Raw genomic sequence first — 23,394 nt, forward strand, 5'->3', positions numbered from 1 at the left:
CAGACCTGACGACCCATGGGACGAGGACCTTCGATCGAGGCCCGCAAGAACGCGACCGACGCCAAGCGCGGCAAGATCTTCACCAAGATCATTCGCGAAATCGGCGTGGCGGCGCGTGCCGGCGGCGGTGATCCGTCGAACAACCCGCGCCTGCGCACGGCGATCGACAAGGGCATGGCCCAGAACATGACCAAGGACGTGGTCGAGCGCGCGATCAAGAAGGCGACCGGCGAGCTCGAAGGCGTCGAGTACGAGGAGATCCGCTACGAGGGCTACGCCCCGGGCGGCGTCGCCGTGATCGTCGACACGCTGACCGACAACCGCGTGCGCACCGTGGCCGAAGTCCGCCACGCGTTCGGCAAGTGCGGCGGCAACATGGGCACCGAAGGCTCGGTGGCCTTCATGTTCAAGCGGCTGGGCGTGCTGAGTTTCGAAGGTCTGGACGAGGACGCGGTGACCGAGGCCGCGATCGAGGCGGGCGCCGACGACGTCGTCGTGTATCCGGAAGACGGCGCGATCGACGTGGTCACCAGCGCGGATGCGTTCGAATCGGTGCGTGACGCGATGACCGCCGCCGGTCTGGTGCCCGGCCATGCCGAAGTGACCTTGCGCGCCGACAACGACATCGCCGTCGACGGCGAGACGGCCGAGCAGGTCCGCAAGATGCTCGATCTGCTCGAGGATCTCGACGACGTGCAGGCGGTCTACTCGAACGCGCAGTTCGAGGGCTGACGGGCAGCGCCTGCCGCCGATGCGGACTTTCCTGCTCTGGGTTGGCTGGGCGTCCGTCGTGGGCAGCATCGGCGATGGCCTGATCGCGGTACTGGCACTGGTCGTGGTCGGCAATGCGGGCTGGGCGATGCCCGGGCCATCGGTCGATGCGCTGCTGGCCGGCCACCTGCCGGCGCTGTACTGGGTGAAGTCGGTCGCGCTGCTGGCCATGCCCAGTGGAGTCGTCGCCTGGCTGTTCGCGCTGCCGGCGCTGGTGTATTTCCCGGCGCGCATCGCGATGAGCGCGCTGATCGGCTGGGCGGCCTTCGTCGCCGCACGGCGCCTCGCGCCGCGCCAGTCGCGCCCGCCGCAGGCCGTGGCATGACCCGCATCCTCGGCATCGATCCAGGTTCGCAGCGCACCGGCGTCGGCATCATCGACGTCGATGCAAGCGGAAAGGTCACGCATGTGTTCCATGCACCGCTGGTGCTGGTGACCGCGGGGGAGTTTCCCGCGCGCCTGCGTCGGCTGCTCGATGGGCTGACCGCCTTGATCATCGAGCATCGGCCCGACGAGGTCGCGATCGAAAAGGTATTCATGGCGCGCAATCCCGACTCGGCGCTCAAGCTCGGCCAGGCGCGGGGCGCGGCGATCGGCGCGGTGGTGCTGCGCGATCTGCCGGTCAGCGAGTACGCCGCCACCGAGGTCAAGCTGGCCGTGGTCGGGCGGGGCAGCGCCGAGAAGGCGCAGATCCAGCACATGGTCGGGCTGATGCTCGGACTGTCGGGCAAGCTGCAGGCCGACGCCGCCGATGCATTGGCGGTCGCGATCACGCATGCGCACGTCAGCGCGACCGCGAAGCGGCTCGGCGTCGACGTGAAGCAGGCCTGGGGGCGCAAGTGACCGGCTGCGTCTCTATCCTATCCACCGTCATTCCCGCGAAAGCGGCTTGACGGCCTCACCGTAAGCGTCGGACTCGGATACCCATGATCGGAAGACTGCGTGGCACGCTCGCCCACAAGGCACCGCCCTGGCTGGTGATCGACGTGGGCGGCGTCGGCTACGAACTCGAAGCGCCGATGAGCACGTTCTACGATCTGCCCGAAGTCGGCCGCGAGGTCGCGCTGTTCACGCACTACGCGCAGAAGGAGGACAGCGTCTCGCTGTACGGCTTCCTGCACGAGTCCGAGCGGCGGCTGTTCCGCGACGTGCAGAAGGTCACCGGCATCGGCGCGAAGATCGCGCTGGCCATCCTGTCGGGCGTCAGCGTCGACACCTTCGCGCGCCTGGTGCACACCGGCGATGTCACCGCGCTGACCAAGATCCCGGGCATCGGCAAGAAGACCGCCGAGCGCATGGTGGTCGAACTGCGCGACCGGGCGGCCGATCTGGCAGGCGCGGGCGGGGCGATCGGCGGCGTGCAGGTCCCGGCCGATCCGATGTCGGAGGCGGTCGTGGCGTTGCAGCAGCTGGGCTACAAACCCGCCGATGCGGCGCGGATGGCGAAGGCCGCAGCGAACGAGGGCGACCCGCCCGAAATCATCATCCGGAAAGCGCTACAGTCCGCGCTTCGCTGACACTCCACACACTCGTCGGCAGGGTCGACACCACATGTCACACGCCAGCAATCAGCCCGGCACGGGCCCGCGTACCCACGGTACGGGACATGGCAAGGTCGGGCTGGCAGGACTGATCGCCGGCGCGATCGGCGTCGTCTTCGGAGACATCGGCACCAGTCCGCTGTACACGCTGCGCGAGGCGTTCTCGCCGCATTACGGCCTGATCGCCAACCACGACACCGTCCTCGGTGTGCTGTCGATGATTTTCTGGTCGCTGATGCTGGTGGTGACGCTCAAGTACGTCACGATCATCCTGCGCGCCGACAACGACGGCGAGGGCGGAATCATGGCGCTGATGGCGCTGGCCCAGCGCTGTCTCGCCAAAGGCGGGAAGTCGGGGTACCTCGTCGGCATCCTCGGCGTGTTCGGCGCCTCGCTGTTCTTCAGCGATGGCGTGATCACACCTGCAATTTCTGTGCTGTCTGCAGTCGAGGGCCTGGAGGTCGTCGCGCCGGGGCTGCATGCGTGGATCATTCCGGTGACGGTCATCGTGCTGGCAGCGCTGTTTGCGACCCAGCGCTATGGCACCGCCAAGGTCGGCCGCGTGTTCGGCCCGATCACGATCCTGTGGTTCCTGTCGCTCGCGGCGCTCGGTGTGTTCAACATCCTGCACGAGCCGGAAGTGCTCAATGCGATCAACCCGCTGTGGGCGGCCCGCTTCTTCCTCGAGCACAGTTGGGGCGGCGTCTTCATTCTCGGCGCCGTGGTGCTGGCGGTGACCGGCGGCGAGGCGATCTACACCGACATGGGCCACTTCGGCGCCAAGCCGATCCGGTACGCCTGGTATTTCTTCGTGCTGCCGTCGCTGATGCTCAACTATCTCGGCCAGGGCGCGCTGGTGCTCGAGGATCCGGCGGCGATCCAGAACCCGTTCTACATCGGCGTGCCGGAGTGGGCGCGCTGGCCGATGATCGTGCTGGCGACCTGCGCCACGGTCATCGCCTCGCAGGCGGTGATCACCGGCGGTTTCTCGGTCGCACGCCAGGCGATGCAGCTGGGCTATATCCCGCGCATGCACGTGCGCCATACCTCCAGCGACACCATCGGCCAGATCTACATCCCCGGCATCAACTGGGCGATGGCGATTGTCGTCATCGCACTGGTGTTGACCTTCCAGACCTCATCGGCGCTGGCCGCGGCCTACGGCATCTCGGTCTCGCTGACGATGCTGATCGACACCCTGCTGCTGATCGTCGTCGCCCGCGCGCTGTGGCCCCGTTGGCGGCGCTGGGTGTTGCCGTGCTGCGCGGTCTTCATCTTCATCGACGTGGCGTTCGTCGTCGCCAACGGCGCCAAGGTGCTGCAGGGCGCGTGGTTCCCGCTGGTGCTCGGCATCACGCTGTTCACCCTGCTGCGCACCTGGCGTCGCGGGCGCCAGCTGCTGCACGCCGAAATCCAGAAAGAAGGCATCCGCCTCGACACCTTCCTGCCGGGCCTGATGCTCGCCCCGCCGGTGCGCGTGCCCGGCACCGCGGTGTTCCTGACCAGTGACCGCGGCATCGTGCCGCACGCGCTGATGCACAACCTCAAGCACAACAAGGTGCTGCACGAGCGCAATGTGTTCCTGACCGTCGAAACCCTGACGCTGCCCTACGCGGCGCCGGACCGGCGCCTGAAGATGGAATCCATCGGCGACGACTTCCACCGCATCACGATCCGCTTCGGTTTCATGGAAACGCCCGACGTGCCGATGGCGCTGATGCGGTGCGGCGACATCGAGAACGGCATCGTGCTCGATCCGATGGACACGACCTACTTCACCAGTCGCGAGACGGTGGTGGCGAGTCCGCATCGCGGGATGCCGGTGTGGCGCGACAAGCTGTTCGCCTTCATGCACCGCAATGCGGCGCCGGCGACGGTGTTCTTCCGGATTCCGGGGAACCGGCTGGTGGAATTGGGGTCGCAGGTGCAGATCTGAGGGCCGTGCGCGCGTTCACGCAAGTTGTCCATCGGCGCTCAACTTGCCGGGCGTGTGGTCGATAACGGTGTAATGCTGTCGAAGGGTTGCCTCGTATGCCAGCGCACCAAACGATCGACCAGAGTCCGGTTCTGCCGCAGCGCGTGCTGGTGGTTGAGAATTCGCGCGCATACGCACAGGCGATCGCCGGTGCAATCGAGCGGCAGCTCGAACTCCCCGTCGTCGTCGCCTCCACGCTGGCCGAAGCGCGCGGGTTTCTCGACCGTTACGACGACTGGTTCCTCGCACTGACGGGCTTGGTGCTGGCCGACGGCGACCGCGAGACGGTGATCGACTGCTTCCATGACCGCGGCATCTCCACCATCGTCGTGACCGGCGTCTATGACGAGGATCTGCGCGAGCGCATGCTGCGGCGCCGGGTCATCGACGTCGTGCTCAAAAGCACGCCGGGCAGCCTGGATTACATCGTCTGGCTGGTGAAGCGTCTGGAGCGCAACCGGCGCATCTCGGCGCTGGTGGTCGACGATTCGGTGTCCGCGCGGCTGCACACCGTCGCGCTGCTCGAGACGTTCGGTTATCGCGTGGTCCAGGCTGTCGACGGAAGCACCGCACTTCACGCGCTGGAATCGGACCCGACGATCCGTCTGGCGATCATCGATCAGGAAATGCCCGGCATGCAGGGCGTGGAGCTGACGCGGCGCCTGCGCGCGCTGCGCGCCCGCGACCGCGTCGCGGTGATCGGAGTGTCGGGTCGCGAGGACGCCAGTCTGGTGGCGCGTTTCCTCAAGAGCGGCGCAAACGATTTCCTGCGCAAGCCCTATTCGAGGGAGGAGTTCTTTTGCCGGGTGTCGCAGAACGTCGATCAGCTGGAGCTGATCGGCAGCTTGCAGGATCTGGCCACCCGGGATTTCCTGACCGGCTTGCCGAATCGCCGCCACTTTCTCGATCAAGCCGAGCAGATGGTGGAGCGCACCCAGTCCGTGCGGCGACCGCTCGCAATGGCGATTCTGGATGTCGACCACTTCAAACGCATCAATGACGGCTGGGGCCACGAGGCCGGTGACCATGCGCTGCGCGAGGTTGCGACTGCCCTGTCGCTGCATGCGCGCCCGGAGGATCTGGTGGCACGGTTCGGTGGCGAGGAGTTCTGTGTGCTGGCGCCCGATCTCGAGCGTTCCGCGCAGGAAGCGTACTTCGAGGCGCTGCGTCAGCGTATCGAAGATCTGAACATGGACACGCCCAGCGGTGCGTTGCGAATGACGGTCAGCATCGGCGTACGGAGCGCACGCGCCGGAGATGGTCTGCATCAGCTGCTGGCCGAAGCCGACAGGCGCCTGTACCTCGCCAAGGCGCGCGGGCGCAACCGGGTCGTCGAAACAGGTTGAGCGCGCACGCGTGGCGGCGTGCCGGACGCGCTCGACGGCGGGTCGACGCTCATCAGGCGTGACATCCGCGGTCAGTGTCGGCTCGGTTTGCTCGCGCTCGGCGCACGAGAGCGTCCTACTGATGTGGTGGATTCCTGGCGGGATGGCCCCATCCTCTGGAGATGCCTACCTCATCCAGTCCCACTCCATATTCGATTCTCGATCTCGCCCCGGTCACCGAAGGCAGCACGCCGGCCGAATCCTTTGCCCGTTCGCTCGATCTCGCCCGCCATGGCGAGGCGCTCGGCTACGCGCGCTACTGGCTGGCCGAGCACCACAACATGCCCGGCATCGCCAGCGCCGCGACCGCGGTGCTGATCGGGCATATCGCCGGCGGCACATCGACGATCCGCGTCGGGTCGGGTGGGGTGATGCTGCCCAACCATGCGCCGCTGCAGGTGGCCGAACAGTTCGGCACGCTGGCGTCGCTGTATCCGGGGCGCATCGATCTCGGTCTGGGTCGTGCGCCCGGCACCGATCAGCCGACGACGAAGGCGCTGCGGCGCTATTACGCCGGCGCGGATGCGTTCCCGTCCGATGTCATGGAGCTGCTGCGCTACTTCGAACCCGCGCAGCCTGGCCAGCCTGTCCAGGCCGTGCCTGGCGCGGGTCTCGACGTGCCGGTGTGGATTCTCGGTTCCAGCCTGTTCGGCGCCGGTCTCGCGGCGACGCTCGGCCTGCCGTATGCGTTCGCCTCGCATTTCGCGCCCGCTGCGATGTCGGAGGCGCTGGCGCTGTACCACCGCGATTTCCGTCCCTCGAAGCACCTGCGCCAGCCGCACGCGATGCTCGCGCTCAACGTGGTCGCGGCGGATACCCGCGCCGAAGCCGATCGCCTGTTCACCACGCAGCAGCAGAGCTTCGTGCGCCTGCGGCGCGGCACGCCCGGGCTGATCCCGCCGCCGATCGACGATATCGAGGCGTTCTGGTCGCCAGCCGAAAAAGCGATGGTCGCCCAGTCGCTGGCGTGCTCGGTGATCGGCGATCCGGCCGACGTGCGTGACGGCATCGCCGAGTTCATCGCGCGCCATCGCCCGGACGAGCTGATGCTGACCGCCAACATTTTCGACCACGACGCGCGCAAGCACAGCTTCGCGCTGGCCGCGGAGGCGATGCGCGCCTGATTGGACCCCGTGGGAGCGCCCTCGGGCGCGTTGCGCTGTGCTGAAGGCATCGCGCCCGACGGCGCTTCCGCGGCATGACCGCGCCCGCGGCATGCGATCATGCGTGCATGACCGCAGACCGCATCATCGCCGCCGACGCCACCCGCGAGGACGACGCCATCGAGGCGAGCATCCGGCCGCAGCGGCTGGACGAATATCTCGGCCAATTGCCGGTCCGCGAACAGATGTCGATCTTCATCGAGGCCGCGAAGCAGCGCCGCGAGGCGCTCGACCATGTGCTGATCTTCGGGCCGCCGGGCCTGGGCAAGACCACGCTGAGCCACGTGATCGCCAACGAGCTCGGCGTCGCACTGCGCGTGACCTCGGGGCCGGTGATCGAGAAGGCCGGTGATCTCGCCGCGCTGCTGACCAATCTGCAGCCGCACGATGTGCTCTTCATCGACGAGATCCACCGCCTGTCGCCGGTGGTGGAGGAGGTCCTGTACCCGGCGATGGAGGATTTCCAGCTCGACATCATGATCGGCGAGGGCCCCGCGGCGCGTTCGATCAAGATCGATCTCCCGCCGTTCACCCTGATCGGCGCGACCACGCGCGCGGGCCTGCTGACCGCGCCGTTGCGCGATCGCTTCGGCATTGTGCAGCGGCTGGAGTTCTACAGCGCCGAGGAGCTGACCCGGATCGTGCGCCGCTCGGCGCAGATCCTCGGCCTGTCCTGCGAACCCGACGGCGCTGCCGAGATCGCGAAGCGCGCCCGCGGCACACCGCGTATCGCCAACCGCCTGTTGCGCCGCGTGCGCGACTATGCGCAGGTGCGCGCCGGTGGCCGTATCGACCGCGACGTGGCGAACGCCGCGATGCAGATGCTCAAGGTCGATCCGGAGGGCTTCGACGAACTCGATCGCCGGCTGCTGCATCTGATCATCGAGAACTTCGACGGCGGCCCGGTCGGGGTCGAGTCGATGGCGGCCGCCCTCAGTGAGGAACGCGGCACGCTCGAAGACGTCATCGAGCCCTATCTGATCCAGCAGGGCTATCTCGTGCGCACCGCGCGCGGCCGCATGGCGACCACCAAGGCCTGGCGCCATCTGGGGCTGGAACCGCGCCGCGACGCCACCGCGACCCCCGGTCACCTGTTCTGATGCCCTGCGAGGTGCGGCTTTGACAGCGATTTCCAGCCCTGCGACCGGTCCGACCGGTCTATTCAGTTGGCCGACACGCGTCTATTGGGAAGATACCGACGCAGGTGGCGTCGTCTATCACGCGCAGTACGTGGCTTTCATGGAGCGCGCGCGCAGCGAGTGGTTGCGCGCCCAGGGCTACGGACAGCAGATGTTGCGCGATACGCACGGCACGGTGTTCGCGGTCCGTGCGATGCGGATCGATTTCCGGAGTCCGGCGCGGCTCGACGATGCGCTGGAGGTCAGCGTGGCGCTGCGGCAGTGCCGGCGTGCAAGCGCGGTGTTCGTGCAAGAGGTGCGCCGTAACGGCGAACTTCTGCTCGATGCCGAGGTGCGTGTCGCGGCACTGTCGGCATCCGATTTCAGGCCGCGTGCGATTCCGGACGCGCTCTACACACAACTCAAGTCACTCGAAACGTCAGCGGAGTAATCCTGGATGAGTCTCATGCCCGTGCTGTTGCAGTCCGCCGCCCAGGTGCAGGCGTTGCCCGAAGAGGCCGCCGCAGGCGCGACCGAGCTGGCGAACACCGGTGCCGCCGCGGCGGCGACCGCGCCGCTGCCCAACGACCTCAGCATTCTCGAACTGGTGCTGCACGCATCGATTCCGGTGCAGCTGGTGATGTTGCTGCTGTTGTTCGCGTCGGTGTCTTCGTGGGTGATCATCTTCCGCAAGAAGCGCCTGCTCGACCGTGCCGAGAAGGAAGCCGATCGCTTCGAAGAACGGTTCTGGTCGGGCGCCGAGATCAGCAAGCTCTACGCGTCGGCGACCGAGCGTAACCGTGAGATCGAGGGCCTGGAGGCCATCTTCGAAGCGGGCTACCGGGAGTATTCGCGTCAGCGGCAGCGCCGCGGCGTCGATGCGCGTACGCATCTCGAAGGCGCGCAACGCGGCATGCGTGTCGCCGGTGCGCGCGAACTCGACGGGCTGGAGAGCAATCTGGAATACCTCGCCAATGTCGGTTCGATCGCGCCCTACGTGGGCCTGCTCGGCACCGTGTGGGGCATCATGATTTCGTTCCACGGCCTGGCCAGCGTCAAGGAGGCGACCATCGCCACCGTCGCGCCGGGTATCTCCGAAGCGCTGATCGCGACTGCGATGGGCCTGTTCGCCGCAATCCCGGCGGTGTGGGCCTACAACCGCTTCGCGACCAAGGTCGAGCGCGTCGCCACGCGCTTTGAAGCCTTCTCCGACGAGTTCTCGTCGATTCTCGAGCGCCAGACCGGCGTCGATTGATCTCCTCCGGCGCGCGTGAGCGCGCCGGATCGCACGTTCTCGAACGCCCCCGCATCCGGATTCCGCCATGTCGTCGATCTCCCTTCGCCGTTCCAAGCGGCGCAAGCTCAAGAACGAAATCAACGTCGTGCCCTACATCGACGTGATGCTGGTGCTGCTGATCATTTTCATGGTCACCACGCCGCTGATGAATCTGGGTACCGACATCAACCTGCCGGACTCGCGTGCGATGTCGCTCGGATCTCCGCAGGATCCTGTGGTCGTCAGCGTCTATCCCGATGGCCAGCTCGCACTGATGGTCGAGCAGCAGAACACCTCGGTGTCGCGTGAGGATCTGGTCGCGCGCCTGCGTGGCATCCACACCCAGAACCCCGACGCGACGATCCTTGTCAGCGGCGACGGCGCGGCCAGCTACCAGCGGATCATGAATGCCATCGACCTCATCAACGAGGCCGGCATCACCAAGGTCAGCCTGATCAGCCGTCCGGCGGAAAGCGCGAACTGAGATGCGCGAGTCGCGTTCCGACAATGCGGTGGCAATCGGACTGTCGATCCTGGTCCATGTGCTGCTGTTCGGCCTGATCCTCCTCGGCGCGCTGTGGAATGCGTCGTCGCGGCCCGAATCTGCGATGGGCTCACCGGTCTCGGCCGACCTCATCGACCCCAACGCGCTGAGCGCGGCCGACCAGCGCGCGTTGGCCAGCAGACCCGAACCGTTGCCCGATCCGCAACCCGCGCCCGAGCCGGTCCCCGATCCGTTGCCGGAACCGGTGCCCGAGCCGATCGAGGCACCCGCGGCCGCGCCGCCGCAGCCCCTGCCCGAGCCGCGTCCCGAGGACGCCGTCGAGCAGCGTCAGCCGCAGCTGCAGGAAGTCGTGCCCGAGCCCGACTCCGTTTCGCAGGCCGCCGTGCGGCGCGATGCACTGGCCGCCGAGCAGCGCGAGAAGGAGCAGGAAGAGAAGCGTCGCCAGGCGCAGATCGAGCTGGCCGAGCAGCAGAAGCAGCAGGAAGCCGAGGAGAAGCGCCGGCTCGCGCGCCAGGAACTGGAGAAGCTGCGCGCCGAGCGCGAGAAGACCCAGCGCGAAGCGCAGCTGTCGGAGCAACGCCTGAAGCAGATCGCCGAGCGCAACGCGCAGACGGCGTCCGACCAGCGCGCCGCCGCGTCCGCCGCGAGCCCGCCGCCGGGCCGTCCTGATGGCGACAGTGGCCTGGCCGCAAAGTACGCCGCCGCGCTGCAGGAAGCGATCCGACGCAACTGGCGCCGTCCCGACAACGTGCCGCTGGGCCAGCGCTGCCGCCTCTACATCACCCAGTTGCCGGGTGGCGAGGTGTTGAACGTCGAATTCGACGCGTCGTGTCCGTATGACGCGCAGGGCCGGCGCTCGGTCGAAGCCGCGGTGCGCGCCGCCGAGCCGCTGCCGTACGAAGGCTTCCAGTCGGTCTTCAACCGCAGACTCAACCTCAACTTCACGGCGCAGGATTGATGCCGGCGCGCCGCGTTGCGCGCCCTCCCGTCTTCGCTTCGTGCGGTCTGCGCCCGGCCGCCGCGCCGGTGCCCTGCGCGGACTTCGCGCCGGCTTTCTCGCGCGGCTTCACCATCCTGTTCACCTGTGCGGCGCGATGATTGCGCTGGTATTCATCCTGTTCCCCGGTGCAGCGGCCAAGCTGCGCGGGTTCACTCTCTTCAAACCGGTAAGCCGATGAAACCCATTCTGATCCGTTGTCTGTTGGCTCTGCTCGCGCTCGGCCTGCCCATGATGGCGAGCGCGCAGCAACAGGGGCTCGAGATCGACATCACCGGCGGCAGCGCCCAGGCGATGCCGATCGCCGTCGTGCCGATGCCCTACCAGGGCAGTGGCACCGCGCCCGATACCGATGTCGCCGCCGTGGTGCGCGCCGACCTCGACCGCTCCGGCCAATTCCGCACGCTGCCCGAACGCGACATCGTCGAGCGGCCGACGCGTGGCAGCGAGGTCCAGTACCCGACCTGGCGCGCGCTGCGGCAGGATTTCCTGGTCGTCGGCCGGGTCGTCGACGCGGGCGGTGGCAGCTATCGGGTCGAATACGAACTGTTCGACGTTGCCAAGCAGGAGCGTGTGCTCGGTCTGGCGATGACCGGCCGCCCGAATGCGATGCGCGATGTCGCCCATCAGATGGCCGACGCGATCTACGAGAAGATCACCGGTGTGCGTGGTGCCTTCTGGACCCGAATCGCCTACATCACCCAGACCGGCGTCGGCCCGAGCGCGCGGTATGCGCTGATCGTGGCGGACTCCGACGGCTACAACCCGCAGACGGTGGTGCGCTCGAACGAGCCGCTGATGTCGCCGAGCTGGAGCCCGGACGGCCGCCGCGTGGCCTACGTCAGCTTCGAGAGCGGCAACTCGGCGATCTACATTCAGGACATCACCAGCGGCGGTCGTGAGCTGGTCTCGAGCTTCCGCGGCATCAACGGCGCCCCGGCGTTCTCTCCCGATGGGCGCCGCCTGGCCCTGTCGCTCTCACGCAGCGGCAACCCCGAGATCTACGTCATGGACCTCGGCAGCAAGTCGCTGACCCAGGTCACCAACCACTTCGCCATCGACACCTCGCCGTCCTGGGCGGCCGACGGCGGCAGCATCTACTTCATCTCCGATCGGGGCGGCCGCCCCCAGGTCTACCAGGCGCCGGTGTCCGGTGGCAGCGCCACGCGGGTGACCTTCGAGGGCAGCTACAACGCCGACCCGTCGGTGTCTTTCGATGGCAAGAAAATCGTCGTGGCGCAAGGTTCAGGCAACGTGTACCGTATTGCCTTGCTGGATCGCAGCCTGGGGTCGCCCCGCTGGTCCACGCTGTCGCCCGGGTCGCTCGACGAATCGCCGAGTTTCGCCCCGAACGCCGGCATGGTCCTGTACGCGGCGCGTGAGGGGCGCAGGGGTGTGTTGTATGCGGTGTCCTCGGATGGCCGTGTGCGTCAGCGCCTCGTCCTCGCCGATGGCGATGTGCGCGAGCCGGCATGGGGACCGTACCGGGAACAGCGCTGACGTTGCCTGCACGACCCGTCCAATCACAATTGCCCTGTTGCCATAGAAAACCAAGGATCGACGAGATGAAGATGACCACCCGTTTGATGCTGGCCGCGATGCTCTGCACCGCCGCCGTTGCGTGTTCCAAGAAGGTCAAGGAAGAGGCACCGGTCGATACCGGTCCGTCGACCGGCACCGTGGCTCCGGCCCCCTCGACCGCGGGCGCATACTCGCCGGCCGACCTCGACAGCGACGCATGCCTGCGTCAGCGCGTCGTCTACTTCGATCTGGACCAGGACAACCTGCGTCCGGAGTTCCAGGCCGTGATGGCCTGCCACGCCAAGTACCTGCGTGACCGCAGCGCTTCGCGCATCTCGCTGGAAGGCCACGCCGACGAGCGCGGCAGCCGCGAGTACAACCAGGGTCTCGGCGAGCGCCGTGGCAATGGCGTGTCCTCGGCGCTGCAGGCCAACGGTGGTTCGGCTGCCCAGCTGGCTGTCGTCAGCTACGGCGAAGAGCGTCCGGTCTGCAATGACTCGAACGAAGATTGCTGGGCCCGCAATCGTCGCGTCGAGATCATCTACACCGCTCGCTGATGCGTTCGATGCGTCATTGGCTGGTACTGCCAGTCGCGTTCGCGGCGACCCTCGTGGTCGCCGCGCCCGCATGGGCGCAACGGGCGAGCCTCGCGGACCGCGTGGCTTCGCTCGAAGCGCGCGCCGGTGATACCAGCGCGAACGTCGATCTGCTGAACCAGCTCAACCAGCTGCGGCAGGAGATCGTGTCCCTGCGCTCGCAGGTGGAAGAACTCCAGCAGCAGAACGAGCAGCTCAAGTCCAGCAACCGCAGCCAGTACCTCGACATCGACGGCCGGCTCAACCGGCTCGAGAGCGGGCAGGGCGGCGGTGGCGGTGGTCTGGAACTGCCCGATCCCACCGGCGATGCAACGCCGGCCCCCGCGGCAGGCGCGAATGCGCAGGCCGCGCGTGGCGCCGCGACGGGCGCTGTGCCCGCTGCACCGCAGGCCGCACCTGCCGACGAACGCGCCGCTTACGAGCAGGCGTTCGATGCATTGAAGAATGCGCGTTACGACGAGTCCGCCACGCTGTTCCAGGGCTTCCTGCAACAGCACCCGCAGGGCAGCTACGCGCCGAACGCGCTGTACTGGCTCGGCGAAAGCTATTACGTCACCCAGAATTACGCGTTGGCGCAGGAGCAGTTCCTTTCGCTGCTGCAGCGCTATCCGCAGAGCGACAAGGCCCCGGGCGCGATGCTCAAGGTCGGCCTGTCGCAGTACGGCCTGAAAGACCTCGACGGCGCCGAGACCACGCTCGCCGATGTCGGCAGGCAGTATCCCGGCACCGATGCGGCACGCACCGCCGCCGACCGGCTCCGCGCGATCCAGCTCTCGCGCCTGCGCTGATCCATGACCGCCGTCGCGCCCGATGCGGTCGCCGCATCCGCGGCCGACCGGCTCAAGCTCACCGAAGTCTTCCTGTCGTTGCAGGGCGAAGCCCGCGATGCCGGCTGGCCGACGGTCTTCGTCCGCCTGACAGGCTGTCCGCTGCGCTGCACCTATTGCGACACCGCGTACGCCTTCCACGGCGGCGACTGGTGGACGGTCGACGACATACTCGCCGAGGTCGCGAAGCATGGCGTCCGCCATGTGTGCGTGACCGGCGGCGAACCGCTGGCGCAGAAGCGCTGCATCGGCCTGCTGCGGCGTCTGTGCGATGCCGGTTACCAGGTATCGCTGGAAACCTCGGGCGCGCTCGACATCAGTGACGTGGATCCCCGCGTGAGTCGCGTGCTCGACATCAAGACGCCTGCATCCAACGAGGCGCACCGTAACCGCTGGGACAACCTGCCGCTGCTGACCGCTCACGACCAGATCAAGTTCGTCGTCTGCTCGCGGGCCGATTACGAGTGGGCACGCGATATCGTGTTGACCAAAGGTCTGCCGCATCGCTGCGACGTGCTGTTCTCGCCGAGCAAGGGCGAGATCACGGGTCGCGAACTGGCCGACTGGATCGTCGCAGACCGTCTGCCGGTGAAGTTCCAGATGCAGCTGCACAAGTTGCTGTGGGACGACGAACCGGGCCGTTGAGCCCCGCGTCCGCCCCGGGGCTGCGCTGGCCTGTCACGCGTCATCCGAATTTCCGTTCCGCATCCAGATCTCTCCCATGAAAAAAGCCGTTGTCCTGTTGTCCGGAGGCATGGACTCCGCCGCCGTCATCGCCATCGCCCAGGAACAGGGCTTCGATGTGCATGCGCTGAGCGTGCGCTACGGGCAGCGCCATACCTCCGAGCTGGACGCGGCCGTGCGCGTCGCTGCGGCGATGGGCGTCAACGTGCACAAGACCGTCGATGTCGACCTGCGCAGCATCGGCGGCTCGGCATTGACCGACGACATCGACGTGCCGGAAGCGGGTGGATCCGGTATCCCGGTGACGTACGTGCCCGCGCGCAACACGATCATGCTGTCGCTCGCGCTCGGCTGGGCTGAAGTGCTGGGCGCAGCGGACATCTTCTGCGGCGTCAACGCGGTCGACTATTCCGGCTATCCCGACTGCCGCCCCGAATTCGTCGAGGCGTTCGAACGTCTGGCCAACCTCGCGACCAGGGCGGGCGTCGAAGGCGCCGGCATCCGCGTGCACGCACCGCTGCAGCGCATGGGCAAGGGCGACATCGTGCGCGAAGGCGTGCGGCTCGGCGTCGATTTCGGGCTCACGGTGTCCTGCTACAACGCCGACGCGCAGGGCATGGCCTGTGGCCACTGCGACGCCTGCCGCTTGCGCGCGGACGGATTCACCGCTGCAGGCGTCCCTGATCCCACGCGCTACGCGCAATCGGCCGATTGAGGCCGACGCGCCGCCCACATTGCGCTAGAATGCGCCCCCTGCGCCGGCCTCGCTGCCGGTGACTGTCTTCCGGGTCGTTAGCTCAGTCGGTAGAGCATCGGACTTTTAATCCGCTGGTCGATGGTTCGAATCCATCACGACCCACCAGCTTCCAGCGCGTAGGCGCAGCGATCGTCACGATCGCAGAGACGCCATCGTCCGCTGCGCGCGTCGCGGCAACCAGCTGGCGCCTGGACCGCCGCCGGATCTGCGAACGCCGGCACGGTGCGATCACCGCTCTCGATCAGCAGACCGCACGCGCCGCTCAATCCGCGTCCAGCACTGTTTCCAGCACGGCGTCGCCGTAGCGTTCCAGCTTACCGGCGCCCACGCCGCCGATGCCGCCCAGCTGGCCGTGGCTGATCGGGCGCAGGCGTGCGATCTCGCGCAATGTGGCGTCGTGGAAGATCACGTAGGCAGGGACGTTCTGTTCGCGCGCCAGGCGTCCGCGCAGGGCGCGCAGTGATTCAAAGAGCGGCCGATCGGCCGGCGCGAGATCGATGTCGGCACCGGTGGCCGCGCGTGACGTGCGCGCCCGTTCCTTCGTATTCGTCGGTTTGCGCAGCATCACCTGCGTTTCGCCCTTGAGCACGCCGCGGCTGGCTTCGGTCAGGCGCAGGCCGCCGTAGCCTTCGGCGTCGACATCGAGCAGGCCCTGCGCGACCAGCTGGCGCAGCACGCTCTTCCACACGCGCGCATCGACGTCCGTGCCCACGCCGTAGGTGCTGAGCTGGTTGTGGCCGAACTGGCGGATGCGTTCGCTCTCGCTGCCGCGCAGGATGTCGATGATGTGCGCGGCGCCGAAGCGCTGGCCGCTGCGGTACACGCAGCTCAGCGCCTTCTGCGCGGGCACGGTGGCATCCCACGCGGCCGGCGGGTCCAGGCAGTTGTCACAGTTGCCGCAGGGCTGGCCGGCGCCCTTGGCCGCGTAGTCCTCGCCGAAGTTCGCCAGCAGCACCTGGCGGCGGCAGCGCATCGTCTCGCAATAGCCGACCAGTGCGTCGAGCTTGCGGTGTTCGAGCCGCTTGCGCTCGTCGCCGGATTCGGACTGCTCGATCATCTGCCGCAGCAGTACGAGATCGCCGAGGCCGTAGCACATCCACGCATCGGCCGGCTCGCCGTCGCGGCCGCCACGGCCGGTTTCCTGGTAGTAGCCCTCGATGGATTTCGGCAGGTCGGTATGCGCGACGAAGCGCACGTCCGGCTTGTCGATGCCCATGCCGAATGCGATCGTCGCCACCACCACCACGCCGTCGCTGCGCAGGAAGCGGCGCTGGTTGGCGGCGCGCAGCTCCGAATCCATACCGGCGTGATATGGAATCGCATCGATGCCCTGACCGGCGAGGTACTCGGCGGTTTCCTCGACCTTGCGCCGCGACAGGCAATAGACGATGCCGGCCGCGCCGCGATGCCCCTGCACGAAATCGAGCAGCTGGCGCTTGGCGTTCTCTTTCTGCACGACCGTATAGCGGATGTTGGGCCGGTCGAAGGAACTGACGAAGCGGCGCGCGTCCTCCAACTGCAGGCGCTCGGCGATCTCGCGCTGGGTGGGCGGATCGGCGGTGGCGGTCAGCGCGATGCGCGGCACATCGGGCCAGCGCTCGTGCAGGATCGTCAGCTCGCGGTATTCGCGGCGGAAATCGTGGCCCCACTGCGACACGCAGTGCGCTTCGTCGATCGCGAACAGCGCCAGCGGCGCGCGATCCAGCAGCGACAGGAACCGGGGCGTGAGCAGCCGTTCGGGCGCGACGTAGAGCAGGTCGAGTTCACCGGCGAGCAGCTCGCGCTCCACCCGCTGCGCGGTCTCAGCGTCGAGCGTCGAATTGAGAAATGCCGCGCGCACGCCGGACTGCAGCAACGCGTCCACCTGGTCCTGCATCAGCGCGATCAGTGGCGAGACCACGATCGCCACACCATCGCGCAGCAACGCCGGCACCTGGTAGCACATCGACTTGCCGCCGCCGGTGGGCATCAGCACGAGGGCATCGTGGCCCGCAGCCACGTGTTCGACGATGGCGGCCTGTTCGCCGCGGAACGCGGCATGGCCGAAGACGCGCTGCAGGGTGGCGAGCGCGTCGCCGGCGATGCCGGCAGGGGGAAGCGAAGACATGCGCCAAGGATACCGGCTGGCGCTCGGACCAGGCGCCGTATCGGTCCGTCAGAAGATGCCCGGCGCTTTGCTAAGCTGCCCCACCTCTGCCCAGGATCGTTCCCGATGACCTCGACCCCCAGCGCCGACGGCATGCCGCTGCACACCAAGATGCTGATCGGGTTCGTCATCGGCACCGTGGCCGGCCTCGCAGCGAACTTCTACGTCGCCGATGCCGGCTGGCTGGACGGGCTGATCACCTACGTCACCGATCCGGTCGGCCAGGTGTTCCTGCGTCTGTTGTTCATGCTGGTGATCCCACTCGTGTTTTCGGCGCTGGTGCTGGGCGTGGTGGAGATCGGCGATCCGGCATCGCTCGGGCGCATCGGGCTCAAGACGCTGCTGTGGATCCTGGCCGTCACCACGATGGCGGTGCTGATCGGCCTGGTCGCGGTCAACCTGTTCCAGCCCGGACGCGGCATCGATCCCGAGGTCGCGCAATCACTGCTGGCGGCGAGTTCCGATCGCGCGACCGAGATCGCCGGCGCACGCGAGGGCGTCTCCGGCATCCAGATCCTGCTCAACATCGTGCCGCGTAATCCGGTGGACGCCGCCGCCCGTGGCGATCTGATCGCGGTGATGTTCTTCGCCCTGATGTTCGGCATCGCCGCCACCGCGCTGCGCACGCCGGGCACGCGCAGCTTTGTCGCCGCGGTGCAGGGCGTCTACGACATCTGCCTGAAGCTGATCGGCTGGGTGATCGCGCTGGCGCCGTACGCGGTCGCGGCGCTGCTGTTCTCGATCACCGCGCGCCTCGGCGTCGATGTGCTGGTGCAACTCGCCCGGTTCGTCGGCACCGTGATCGCGGCGCTGGGCTTCCACTTCTTCATCGTGATCCCGATCCTGTTGTGGGTCTTCGGGCGCATGAGTCCGCTGACGTTCTTCCGCGGCGCGCAACCGGCGCTGCTGACGGCGTTCTCCACCTCGTCGTCCAGCGCCACGCTGCCGACGACGCTCAAGGTCACCGAAGAGAATCTCGGCGTGCCGCGCCGTGTGGCGCGTTTCGTCTGCACACTCGGCGCCACCGCCAACATGAACGGCACGGCGCTGTTCGAAGGCATCACGGTGCTGTTCCTGGCGCAGTTCTTCGGCGTCGAACTGGGCATGGGGCAGCAGGTGCTGATCCTGCTGCTGTGCATCCTCGGCGGTGTCGGCGCCGCCGGTGTGCCCGGCGGTTCGCTGCCGGTGATCGCGATGATCCTGGCGATGTTCGGAATTCCGCCCGAGGGCATCGGCCTGATCCTCGGCGTCGACCGCCTGCTCGACATGTGCCGTACCGTGGTCAACATCGGCGGCGACATGGCCGGCTCGGTGGTGATCGGGCGTTCGGAGCCGGCCGATGCACCGGAAGCGGACCTCGATGCGGCACTGGCCGAGCCGGATCCGCGCACGCTCTGAGCCGACGGCGACACAGGCCGCCCGGCAGCGCGGCGGCAGGCATGGGACAATTGCGGGCTCCCGCCCGCTGCCGCCCGTCTACGAGCCCATGACCACGCCGACCCGCCGCGAACTCGCCAACGCCATCCGTTTCCTCGCCATCGACGCCGTCGATGCCGCCAAGTCCGGCCATCCCGGCATGCCGATGGGCATGGCCGACATCGCCGAAGTGCTGTGGAACGATCATCTGAGCCACAACCCGGCGAACCCGCAGTGGTTCAACCGCGACCGCTTCGTGCTGTCGAACGGCCATGGTTCGATGCTGCACTACGCGCTGCTGCACCTGTCGGGCTACGACCTGCCGCTGGACGAGCTGAAGAACTTCCGCCAGTTGCACAGCAAGACCGCCGGTCACCCGGAGCGCCACGAGACGCCCGGCGTCGAGACCACGACCGGCCCGCTGGGCCAGGGCTTCGCGAACGCCGTCGGCTTCGCCCTCGCCGAGCGCCTGCTCGCGCAGCACTTCAACCGTCCCGAATTCGCCATTGTCGATCACCGCACCTGGGTGTTCATGGGCGACGGCTGCCTGATGGAAGGCATCTCGCACGAGGCCGCGTCCCTCGCCGGCACGCTGGGCCTGGGCAAGCTCGTCGCGTTCTGGGACGACAACCGTATTTCGATCGACGGCAATACCGAAGGCTGGTTCACCGACGACACCCCGGCACGCTTCGAGGCCTACGGCTGGCGCGTGGTCCGCGACGTCGACGGGCACGACGCCGATGCGATCTCGCGCGCGATCGAGGCCGCCACTGCGAAAGACGACACGCCGGTGCTGGTGTGTTGCCGCACGACGATCGGCTTCGGCTCGCCCAACCGCGCCGGCAAGGAATCCTCGCACGGCGCGCCACTGGGCAAGGACGAGTCCGACGCCACGCGCGCCGCGCTCGGCTGGAACCACGGTCCGTTCGAGGTGCCGCAGGCGCTGCGTGATGCCTGGAATGCGGTCGAGGCCGGCAAGCGCCGCGAATCCGAATGGAACCAGCAGTTCGATGCCTACCGGACGAAGTACCCGGACCTGGCCGCCGAGTTCGAGCGCCGCATGCAGGGCACGTTGCCCGCGGGTTTCGAGGGCGAGGCCGATGCCTTCATCGCCAAGCTGCAGAGCGAAGGTCCGACCATCGCCTCGCGCAAGGCCTCGCAGATGTCGATCGAGGCCTTCGCGCCGCTGCTGCCCGAACTCATCGGCGGCTCGGCCGACCTGGCGCACTCCAACCTGACCCTGTGGAAAGGCAGCACGTCCGCGGCCAGCACCGATGCCAATGCGAACTACGTCTATTACGGCGTGCGCGAGTTCGGCATGAGCGCGATCGCCAACGGCCTGGCGCTGCACGGCGGTTTCATTCCGTTCGACGCGACGTTCCTCGTCTTCAGCGACTACGCACGCAACGCGGTGCGCATGAGCGCGCTGATTCCCGCCCACGCGATCCACGTCTACACGCACGATTCGATCGGCCTCGGCGAAGACGGCCCGACCCACCAGCCGGTCGAACATCTGGCCTCCTTGCGTTACATCCCGAACAACGACGTGTGGCGCCCCTGCGATGCGGTGGAATCGGCGGTGGCGTGGAAGTCGGCGATCACGCGTCAGGACGGTCCGAGCTGCCTGGTGTTCTCGCGACAGAACCTGACCCACCAGCCGCGCGACACGCCGCAGGTCGCGGACATCGCGCGTGGTGGTTACGTACTGAAGGATTCCGTCGGTACGCCGGAGATCATCCTGATCGCGACCGGTTCCGAGGTCGGCATCGCGACGCAGGCGGCCGAGCAGCTGGGCGATCACGTGCGCGTGGTGTCGATGCCGTCGACCGACGTGTTCGACCGCCAGGACGCGGCGTATCGCGAATCGGTGCTGCCCAACGCGGTGCGCAAGCGCGTCGCGATCGAAGCCGGCGTCACCCCGTTCTGGCGTGCCTACGTCGGTCTGGACGGTGCGGTCATCGGCATCGACACCTTCGGCGCCTCGGCCCCGGCGGACCAGCTGTACAAGCATTTCGGCATCACGGTCGAGAAGATCGTCGAAGCGGCGAAGGCGCTCTGATCGATCGTTGCGATCCAAGGCAGTAAACGAAAAGGCCCGCGCAAGCGGGCTTTTTCTTTGGGTTAGCTCGCTGCCAGCGTAAAGCGTTCAAGTTCGCATTGAGTTCGAGCGACACGTTGCGTTGAGCCCCTCTCCCTGTGGGAGAGGGTTGGGGTGAGGGCGGATGCTCGCGTAGATCCAATCGTGGCCTGCGGATGGCCGACGAATTGACGGGTGTCGCCGCGCTCTACCCATCCACGGAAGCAGCGCTTCACCCCACCGGCTTGTCGTGCTTGCTCCCGCCCCGGCAATGGGGCGAATCCGGCACCTGCACTTCCGCCGCCCATTCCTCGGGCGTGAACGTGTGCAGCGCCAGCGCATGGATCTGCTGCATCTGCGCACCGAGCGCGCGATAGACGGCCTGGTGGCGCTGGATGAGGCGTTTGCCTTCGAACGCCGCGCTGACCACGACCGCCTTGTAGTGGGTCTCCAGCCCCCGGCTGTGCATGTGGCTCTCGTCCTCGACATCGAGGTGCGTGGGCTGCAGCGCGGCAAGGGCATCGCGAAGCTGGTCGGCGCGGGTGGTCATGGTCGGGTCCTGCACGGGTGTCGTCGAACGAGATGGAGGCGCGTTGCGCCTTCGCAACCGCCCTCAAGCAGCCGACGTCGGCGCGATGAGGTCTTCGGGCGCGCCGGGCCGCGCGGTGCGGCGCAGGCCGAGCGACACCAGCCGCGCCATCAGGTGTTCGTTGAAGCCGCTGGGCGCCTGCAACTGCATGCGCGCGAGCGCCGGCGTGTCGTCGCCGATGCCTGCACGCAGCGCATCGAACACCGTCGCGAGCTTGCCGCGACGCGTCGCGGTCTGCGTGCGCAACCAGGCCAGGGCGCGCAACAGGCGCTGTTCGACGACATCGAAATCACTGCCCAGCGGGTAGTCGGGCAGGCTGCCGTCGGCGCGCAGCGGCGCCAGCGTCTGCCGCAGTGCATCCGGCGTGTTGCGCTGCCACGGCGCAGGCACGACGAAGCGCGCATCGAGCTTGCCGGCCGCCTGCGCGCGCGTCACCAGCCCCGCCTGATGCGACGCCTCTGCGATCCGCACCATCGCACGCGTGCAGTCCTCGTCGGTCGCGCCGCGGATGTCGGCGATCCCGTATTCGGTGATGTAGACATCGCGCAGGTGCCGCGGAATCGTCGTGTGACCGTAGTGCCAGCGGATGTTGCCCTCGCGCACGCCGCCGGCGTCGCGCGCGGCGCGCAGCAGCAGTACCGAGCGCGCGTCGGGCAACGCGTGGCCCATCGCGACGAAGTTGTACTGGCCGCCGACGCCGGACACCACACGGCCGTCTTCCAGCCCGTCGGACACGGCTGCGCCGAGCGCGGTCGCCATCATGCAGCTGTTGAAGAACCGCGCATCGCGGCGCTGCAGGCGCTCGAGGCCTTCGTCGAGACCGTAGAGCTCGTTGACCTCGCCGACGCGCTTCATGCCGATGCCGCGGCGCGTTTCGTCGTCGAGACCGCGCAACCACGCGTAGAAGTCCGGCGAGCCGAGATAGAACGCGCCGTGCAGGAATTCGCCGTTGCGCTCGATGAGTTCGCGATCGAGCGCGCTGGCAGTGCCGTCGTTCGCTCGGCGCATCAGGCTGGCCTTGTCGACGACGCGGCGCTTGATGACGCCCACTTCGACCAAGCGCTTGAAGCCCTCGTTGATCATCTCGCTGCAGCCGTAGAGGCCGGTCTCGAACGGGTCGAGGCCGCCGACGGCCTGCACCGTGCGATGCGTGGCGAGGTCGGGATCGAGTGCGTGCAGCACGCGCCGGTAGGCCGCGTTGTCGGTGTGGCGCAGCGCCAGCGCGTGGCACAGCGCATCGGCGAGTGCACCGATGCCGATCTGCAAGGTGCCGCCGTCGCGTACCAGTGCACTGGCGTAGAAGCCGATCGCGTAATCGGCATCCGAGACGGGCTGGCGCGGCAGGCCGAACAGACGCGGGTAGGGCGGCGGCGGGGCGATCACCACGTCGAAGAACGCGGCGTCCACCGTTGCGGTGCCGTCGAGCCACGGCAGCGCCGGATCGACTTCGCCGACGACCAGGGGCCGTGGATGACCGGCCGCCACCAGCGCATCGATCGCGTCGAAGGTCAGATCGGTATTGGACGACAGCGAGAAGCGCGAGCCGTCATCGTTGGCGGCGACCTTCTGCACCAGCACGTTGACGCCGCGATCGGCGAGCGCACGCGCCACATGCGTGTAGTTGAGGCTGGCGTAGCGGCGCTGCGCCTGCGAGGAGTGCAGCATCGCGCCGGACTGCATGTAGAACTCTTCGATCTCGACATGCGGCGGCAGCGCGTTGCGGCGCAGCGCGTCCACGTACTTCAGCCGCACGAAGTCTTCGCCGAAGTGGCGCTTCGCGAACGGACCGATGAAGCGACCCTCGAGATCGTCACCGCCCGACGGCGGATCCAGCGACAGCGCGGTGTACAGCGTGAATCTCCGGGCGGGATCCGCGACGGCGGCATCGTAGAGCGCGTTGAGCAGGCGGTGGGGTTTGCCGATGCCGAGCGGCGCACCGATGTGCAGGGCACCGTCGACATGCGCACGGATGCGGCTGACGGCGTCTTCGATGGAGTCGACGTAGGCGGTCATGGCGAGAGGATACGCAGGCGCACGTGAATAGGCGGCC

At 67.7% G+C, this 23,394-nt stretch carries 22 protein-coding genes and 1 tRNA gene; 20 read left to right on the plus strand and 3 right to left on the minus strand.

Features of this window, described 5'->3' with window-relative positions:
- Positions 1-15: 15 nt before the first annotated feature.
- The 18 genes from AC3IRM_RS03660 (at position 16) to AC3IRM_RS03745 (ending at position 15,221) form a co-directional block, all read left to right on the plus strand.
- A complete protein-coding gene (locus AC3IRM_RS03660) occupies positions 16-732 on the plus strand; it encodes a YebC/PmpR family DNA-binding transcriptional regulator (protein ID WP_489204912.1) in 717 nt (238 codons plus the stop codon).
- A gap of 19 nt (positions 733-751) precedes the next feature.
- Positions 752-1,096, plus strand: coding sequence for a hypothetical protein (locus AC3IRM_RS03665; protein ID WP_489204913.1), 345 nt, complete (start codon positions 752-754; stop codon positions 1,094-1,096).
- The gene (gene ruvC, locus AC3IRM_RS03670; protein WP_489204914.1) at positions 1,093-1,614 is read left to right on the plus strand and encodes a crossover junction endodeoxyribonuclease RuvC; all 522 of its coding nucleotides are present in this window, start codon (positions 1,093-1,095) and stop codon (positions 1,612-1,614) included. Before AC3IRM_RS03665 ends, ruvC begins: the two co-directional genes overlap by 4 nt.
- Before the next feature lie 83 nt (positions 1,615-1,697).
- A complete protein-coding gene (gene ruvA, locus AC3IRM_RS03675) occupies positions 1,698-2,288 on the plus strand; it encodes a Holliday junction branch migration protein RuvA (protein WP_489204915.1) in 591 nt (196 codons plus the stop codon).
- A 34-nt stretch (positions 2,289-2,322) separates the two neighbouring features.
- On the plus strand, positions 2,323-4,248 hold the full coding sequence (locus AC3IRM_RS03680; RefSeq protein ID WP_489204916.1) for a potassium transporter Kup: 1,926 nt from the start codon (positions 2,323-2,325) through the stop codon (positions 4,246-4,248).
- Between the two features lie 95 nt (positions 4,249-4,343).
- Entirely contained in the window at positions 4,344-5,633 is a 1,290-nt protein-coding gene (locus AC3IRM_RS03685) for a diguanylate cyclase (RefSeq protein WP_489204917.1), read from the plus strand.
- Between the two features lie 161 nt (positions 5,634-5,794).
- Entirely contained in the window at positions 5,795-6,796 is a 1,002-nt protein-coding gene (locus AC3IRM_RS03690) for an LLM class flavin-dependent oxidoreductase (RefSeq protein WP_489204918.1), read from the plus strand.
- Between the two features lie 107 nt (positions 6,797-6,903).
- Positions 6,904-7,935: a Holliday junction branch migration DNA helicase RuvB gene (gene ruvB / locus AC3IRM_RS03695; RefSeq protein ID WP_310232277.1), complete on the plus strand. Its 1,032-nt coding sequence runs from the start codon at positions 6,904-6,906 to the stop codon at positions 7,933-7,935.
- Between the two features lie 19 nt (positions 7,936-7,954).
- Positions 7,955-8,404: a tol-pal system-associated acyl-CoA thioesterase gene (gene ybgC / locus AC3IRM_RS03700; protein WP_489204919.1), complete on the plus strand. Its 450-nt coding sequence runs from the start codon at positions 7,955-7,957 to the stop codon at positions 8,402-8,404.
- Positions 8,405-8,410: 6 nt separating this feature from the next.
- Positions 8,411-9,208: a protein TolQ gene (gene tolQ / locus AC3IRM_RS03705; RefSeq protein WP_489204920.1), complete on the plus strand. Its 798-nt coding sequence runs from the start codon at positions 8,411-8,413 to the stop codon at positions 9,206-9,208.
- 67 nt (positions 9,209-9,275) lie between these two features.
- A complete protein-coding gene (locus AC3IRM_RS03710; RefSeq protein ID WP_159677951.1) occupies positions 9,276-9,713 on the plus strand; it encodes an ExbD/TolR family protein in 438 nt (145 codons plus the stop codon).
- Between the two features lies 1 nt (position 9,714).
- Positions 9,715-10,692 carry a cell envelope integrity TolA family protein gene (locus AC3IRM_RS03715; protein ID WP_489204921.1) on the plus strand — a complete coding sequence of 326 codons (978 nt, stop codon included), beginning with the start codon at positions 9,715-9,717 and terminating at the stop codon, positions 10,690-10,692.
- A gap of 216 nt (positions 10,693-10,908) precedes the next feature.
- Positions 10,909-12,231 carry a Tol-Pal system beta propeller repeat protein TolB gene (gene tolB / locus AC3IRM_RS03720; protein WP_489204922.1) on the plus strand — a complete coding sequence of 441 codons (1,323 nt, stop codon included), beginning with the start codon at positions 10,909-10,911 and terminating at the stop codon, positions 12,229-12,231.
- Positions 12,232-12,296: 65 nt separating this feature from the next.
- Positions 12,297-12,809: a peptidoglycan-associated lipoprotein Pal gene (gene pal, locus AC3IRM_RS03725; RefSeq protein ID WP_489204923.1), complete on the plus strand. Its 513-nt coding sequence runs from the start codon at positions 12,297-12,299 to the stop codon at positions 12,807-12,809.
- Between the two features lie 8 nt (positions 12,810-12,817).
- Positions 12,818-13,636 (plus strand): tol-pal system protein YbgF, encoded by an 819-nt coding sequence (ybgF, locus tag AC3IRM_RS03730; RefSeq protein WP_489205824.1) that lies wholly within the window; start codon positions 12,818-12,820, stop codon positions 13,634-13,636.
- Between the two features lie 3 nt (positions 13,637-13,639).
- Positions 13,640-14,320, plus strand: coding sequence for a 7-carboxy-7-deazaguanine synthase QueE (queE, locus tag AC3IRM_RS03735; RefSeq protein ID WP_489204924.1), 681 nt, complete (start codon positions 13,640-13,642; stop codon positions 14,318-14,320).
- Between the two features lie 76 nt (positions 14,321-14,396).
- Positions 14,397-15,074 (plus strand): 7-cyano-7-deazaguanine synthase QueC, encoded by a 678-nt coding sequence (gene queC / locus AC3IRM_RS03740; RefSeq protein ID WP_489204925.1) that lies wholly within the window; start codon positions 14,397-14,399, stop codon positions 15,072-15,074.
- 71 nt (positions 15,075-15,145) lie between these two features.
- A tRNA-Lys gene (locus tag AC3IRM_RS03745) sits at positions 15,146-15,221 on the plus strand.
- A 157-nt stretch (positions 15,222-15,378) separates the two neighbouring features.
- Here AC3IRM_RS03745 and recQ read toward each other — a convergent pair.
- On the minus strand, positions 15,379-17,223 hold the full coding sequence (recQ, locus tag AC3IRM_RS03750) for a DNA helicase RecQ (protein WP_489204926.1): 1,845 nt from the start codon (positions 17,221-17,223) through the stop codon (positions 15,379-15,381).
- A 105-nt stretch (positions 17,224-17,328) separates the two neighbouring features.
- On the opposite strand from recQ, the gene AC3IRM_RS03755 reads away from it, so the two are divergent.
- The gene (locus AC3IRM_RS03755; RefSeq protein WP_489204927.1) at positions 17,329-18,660 is read left to right on the plus strand and encodes a dicarboxylate/amino acid:cation symporter; all 1,332 of its coding nucleotides are present in this window, start codon (positions 17,329-17,331) and stop codon (positions 18,658-18,660) included.
- 88 nt (positions 18,661-18,748) lie between these two features.
- On the plus strand, positions 18,749-20,737 hold the full coding sequence (tkt, locus tag AC3IRM_RS03760; protein WP_489204928.1) for a transketolase: 1,989 nt from the start codon (positions 18,749-18,751) through the stop codon (positions 20,735-20,737).
- 250 nt (positions 20,738-20,987) lie between these two features.
- Here the strand turns inward: tkt and AC3IRM_RS03765 are convergent, their stop codons facing one another.
- The gene (locus AC3IRM_RS03765) at positions 20,988-21,305 is read right to left on the minus strand and encodes a BolA family protein (RefSeq protein ID WP_489204929.1); all 318 of its coding nucleotides are present in this window, start codon (positions 21,303-21,305) and stop codon (positions 20,988-20,990) included.
- A gap of 63 nt (positions 21,306-21,368) precedes the next feature.
- Positions 21,369-23,357, minus strand: coding sequence for an acetyl-CoA hydrolase/transferase C-terminal domain-containing protein (locus tag AC3IRM_RS03770; protein WP_489204930.1), 1,989 nt, complete (start codon positions 23,355-23,357; stop codon positions 21,369-21,371).
- Between the last annotated feature and the right edge of the window lie 37 nt (positions 23,358-23,394).

The organism is Luteimonas sp. KH_071, assembly GCF_057838005.1.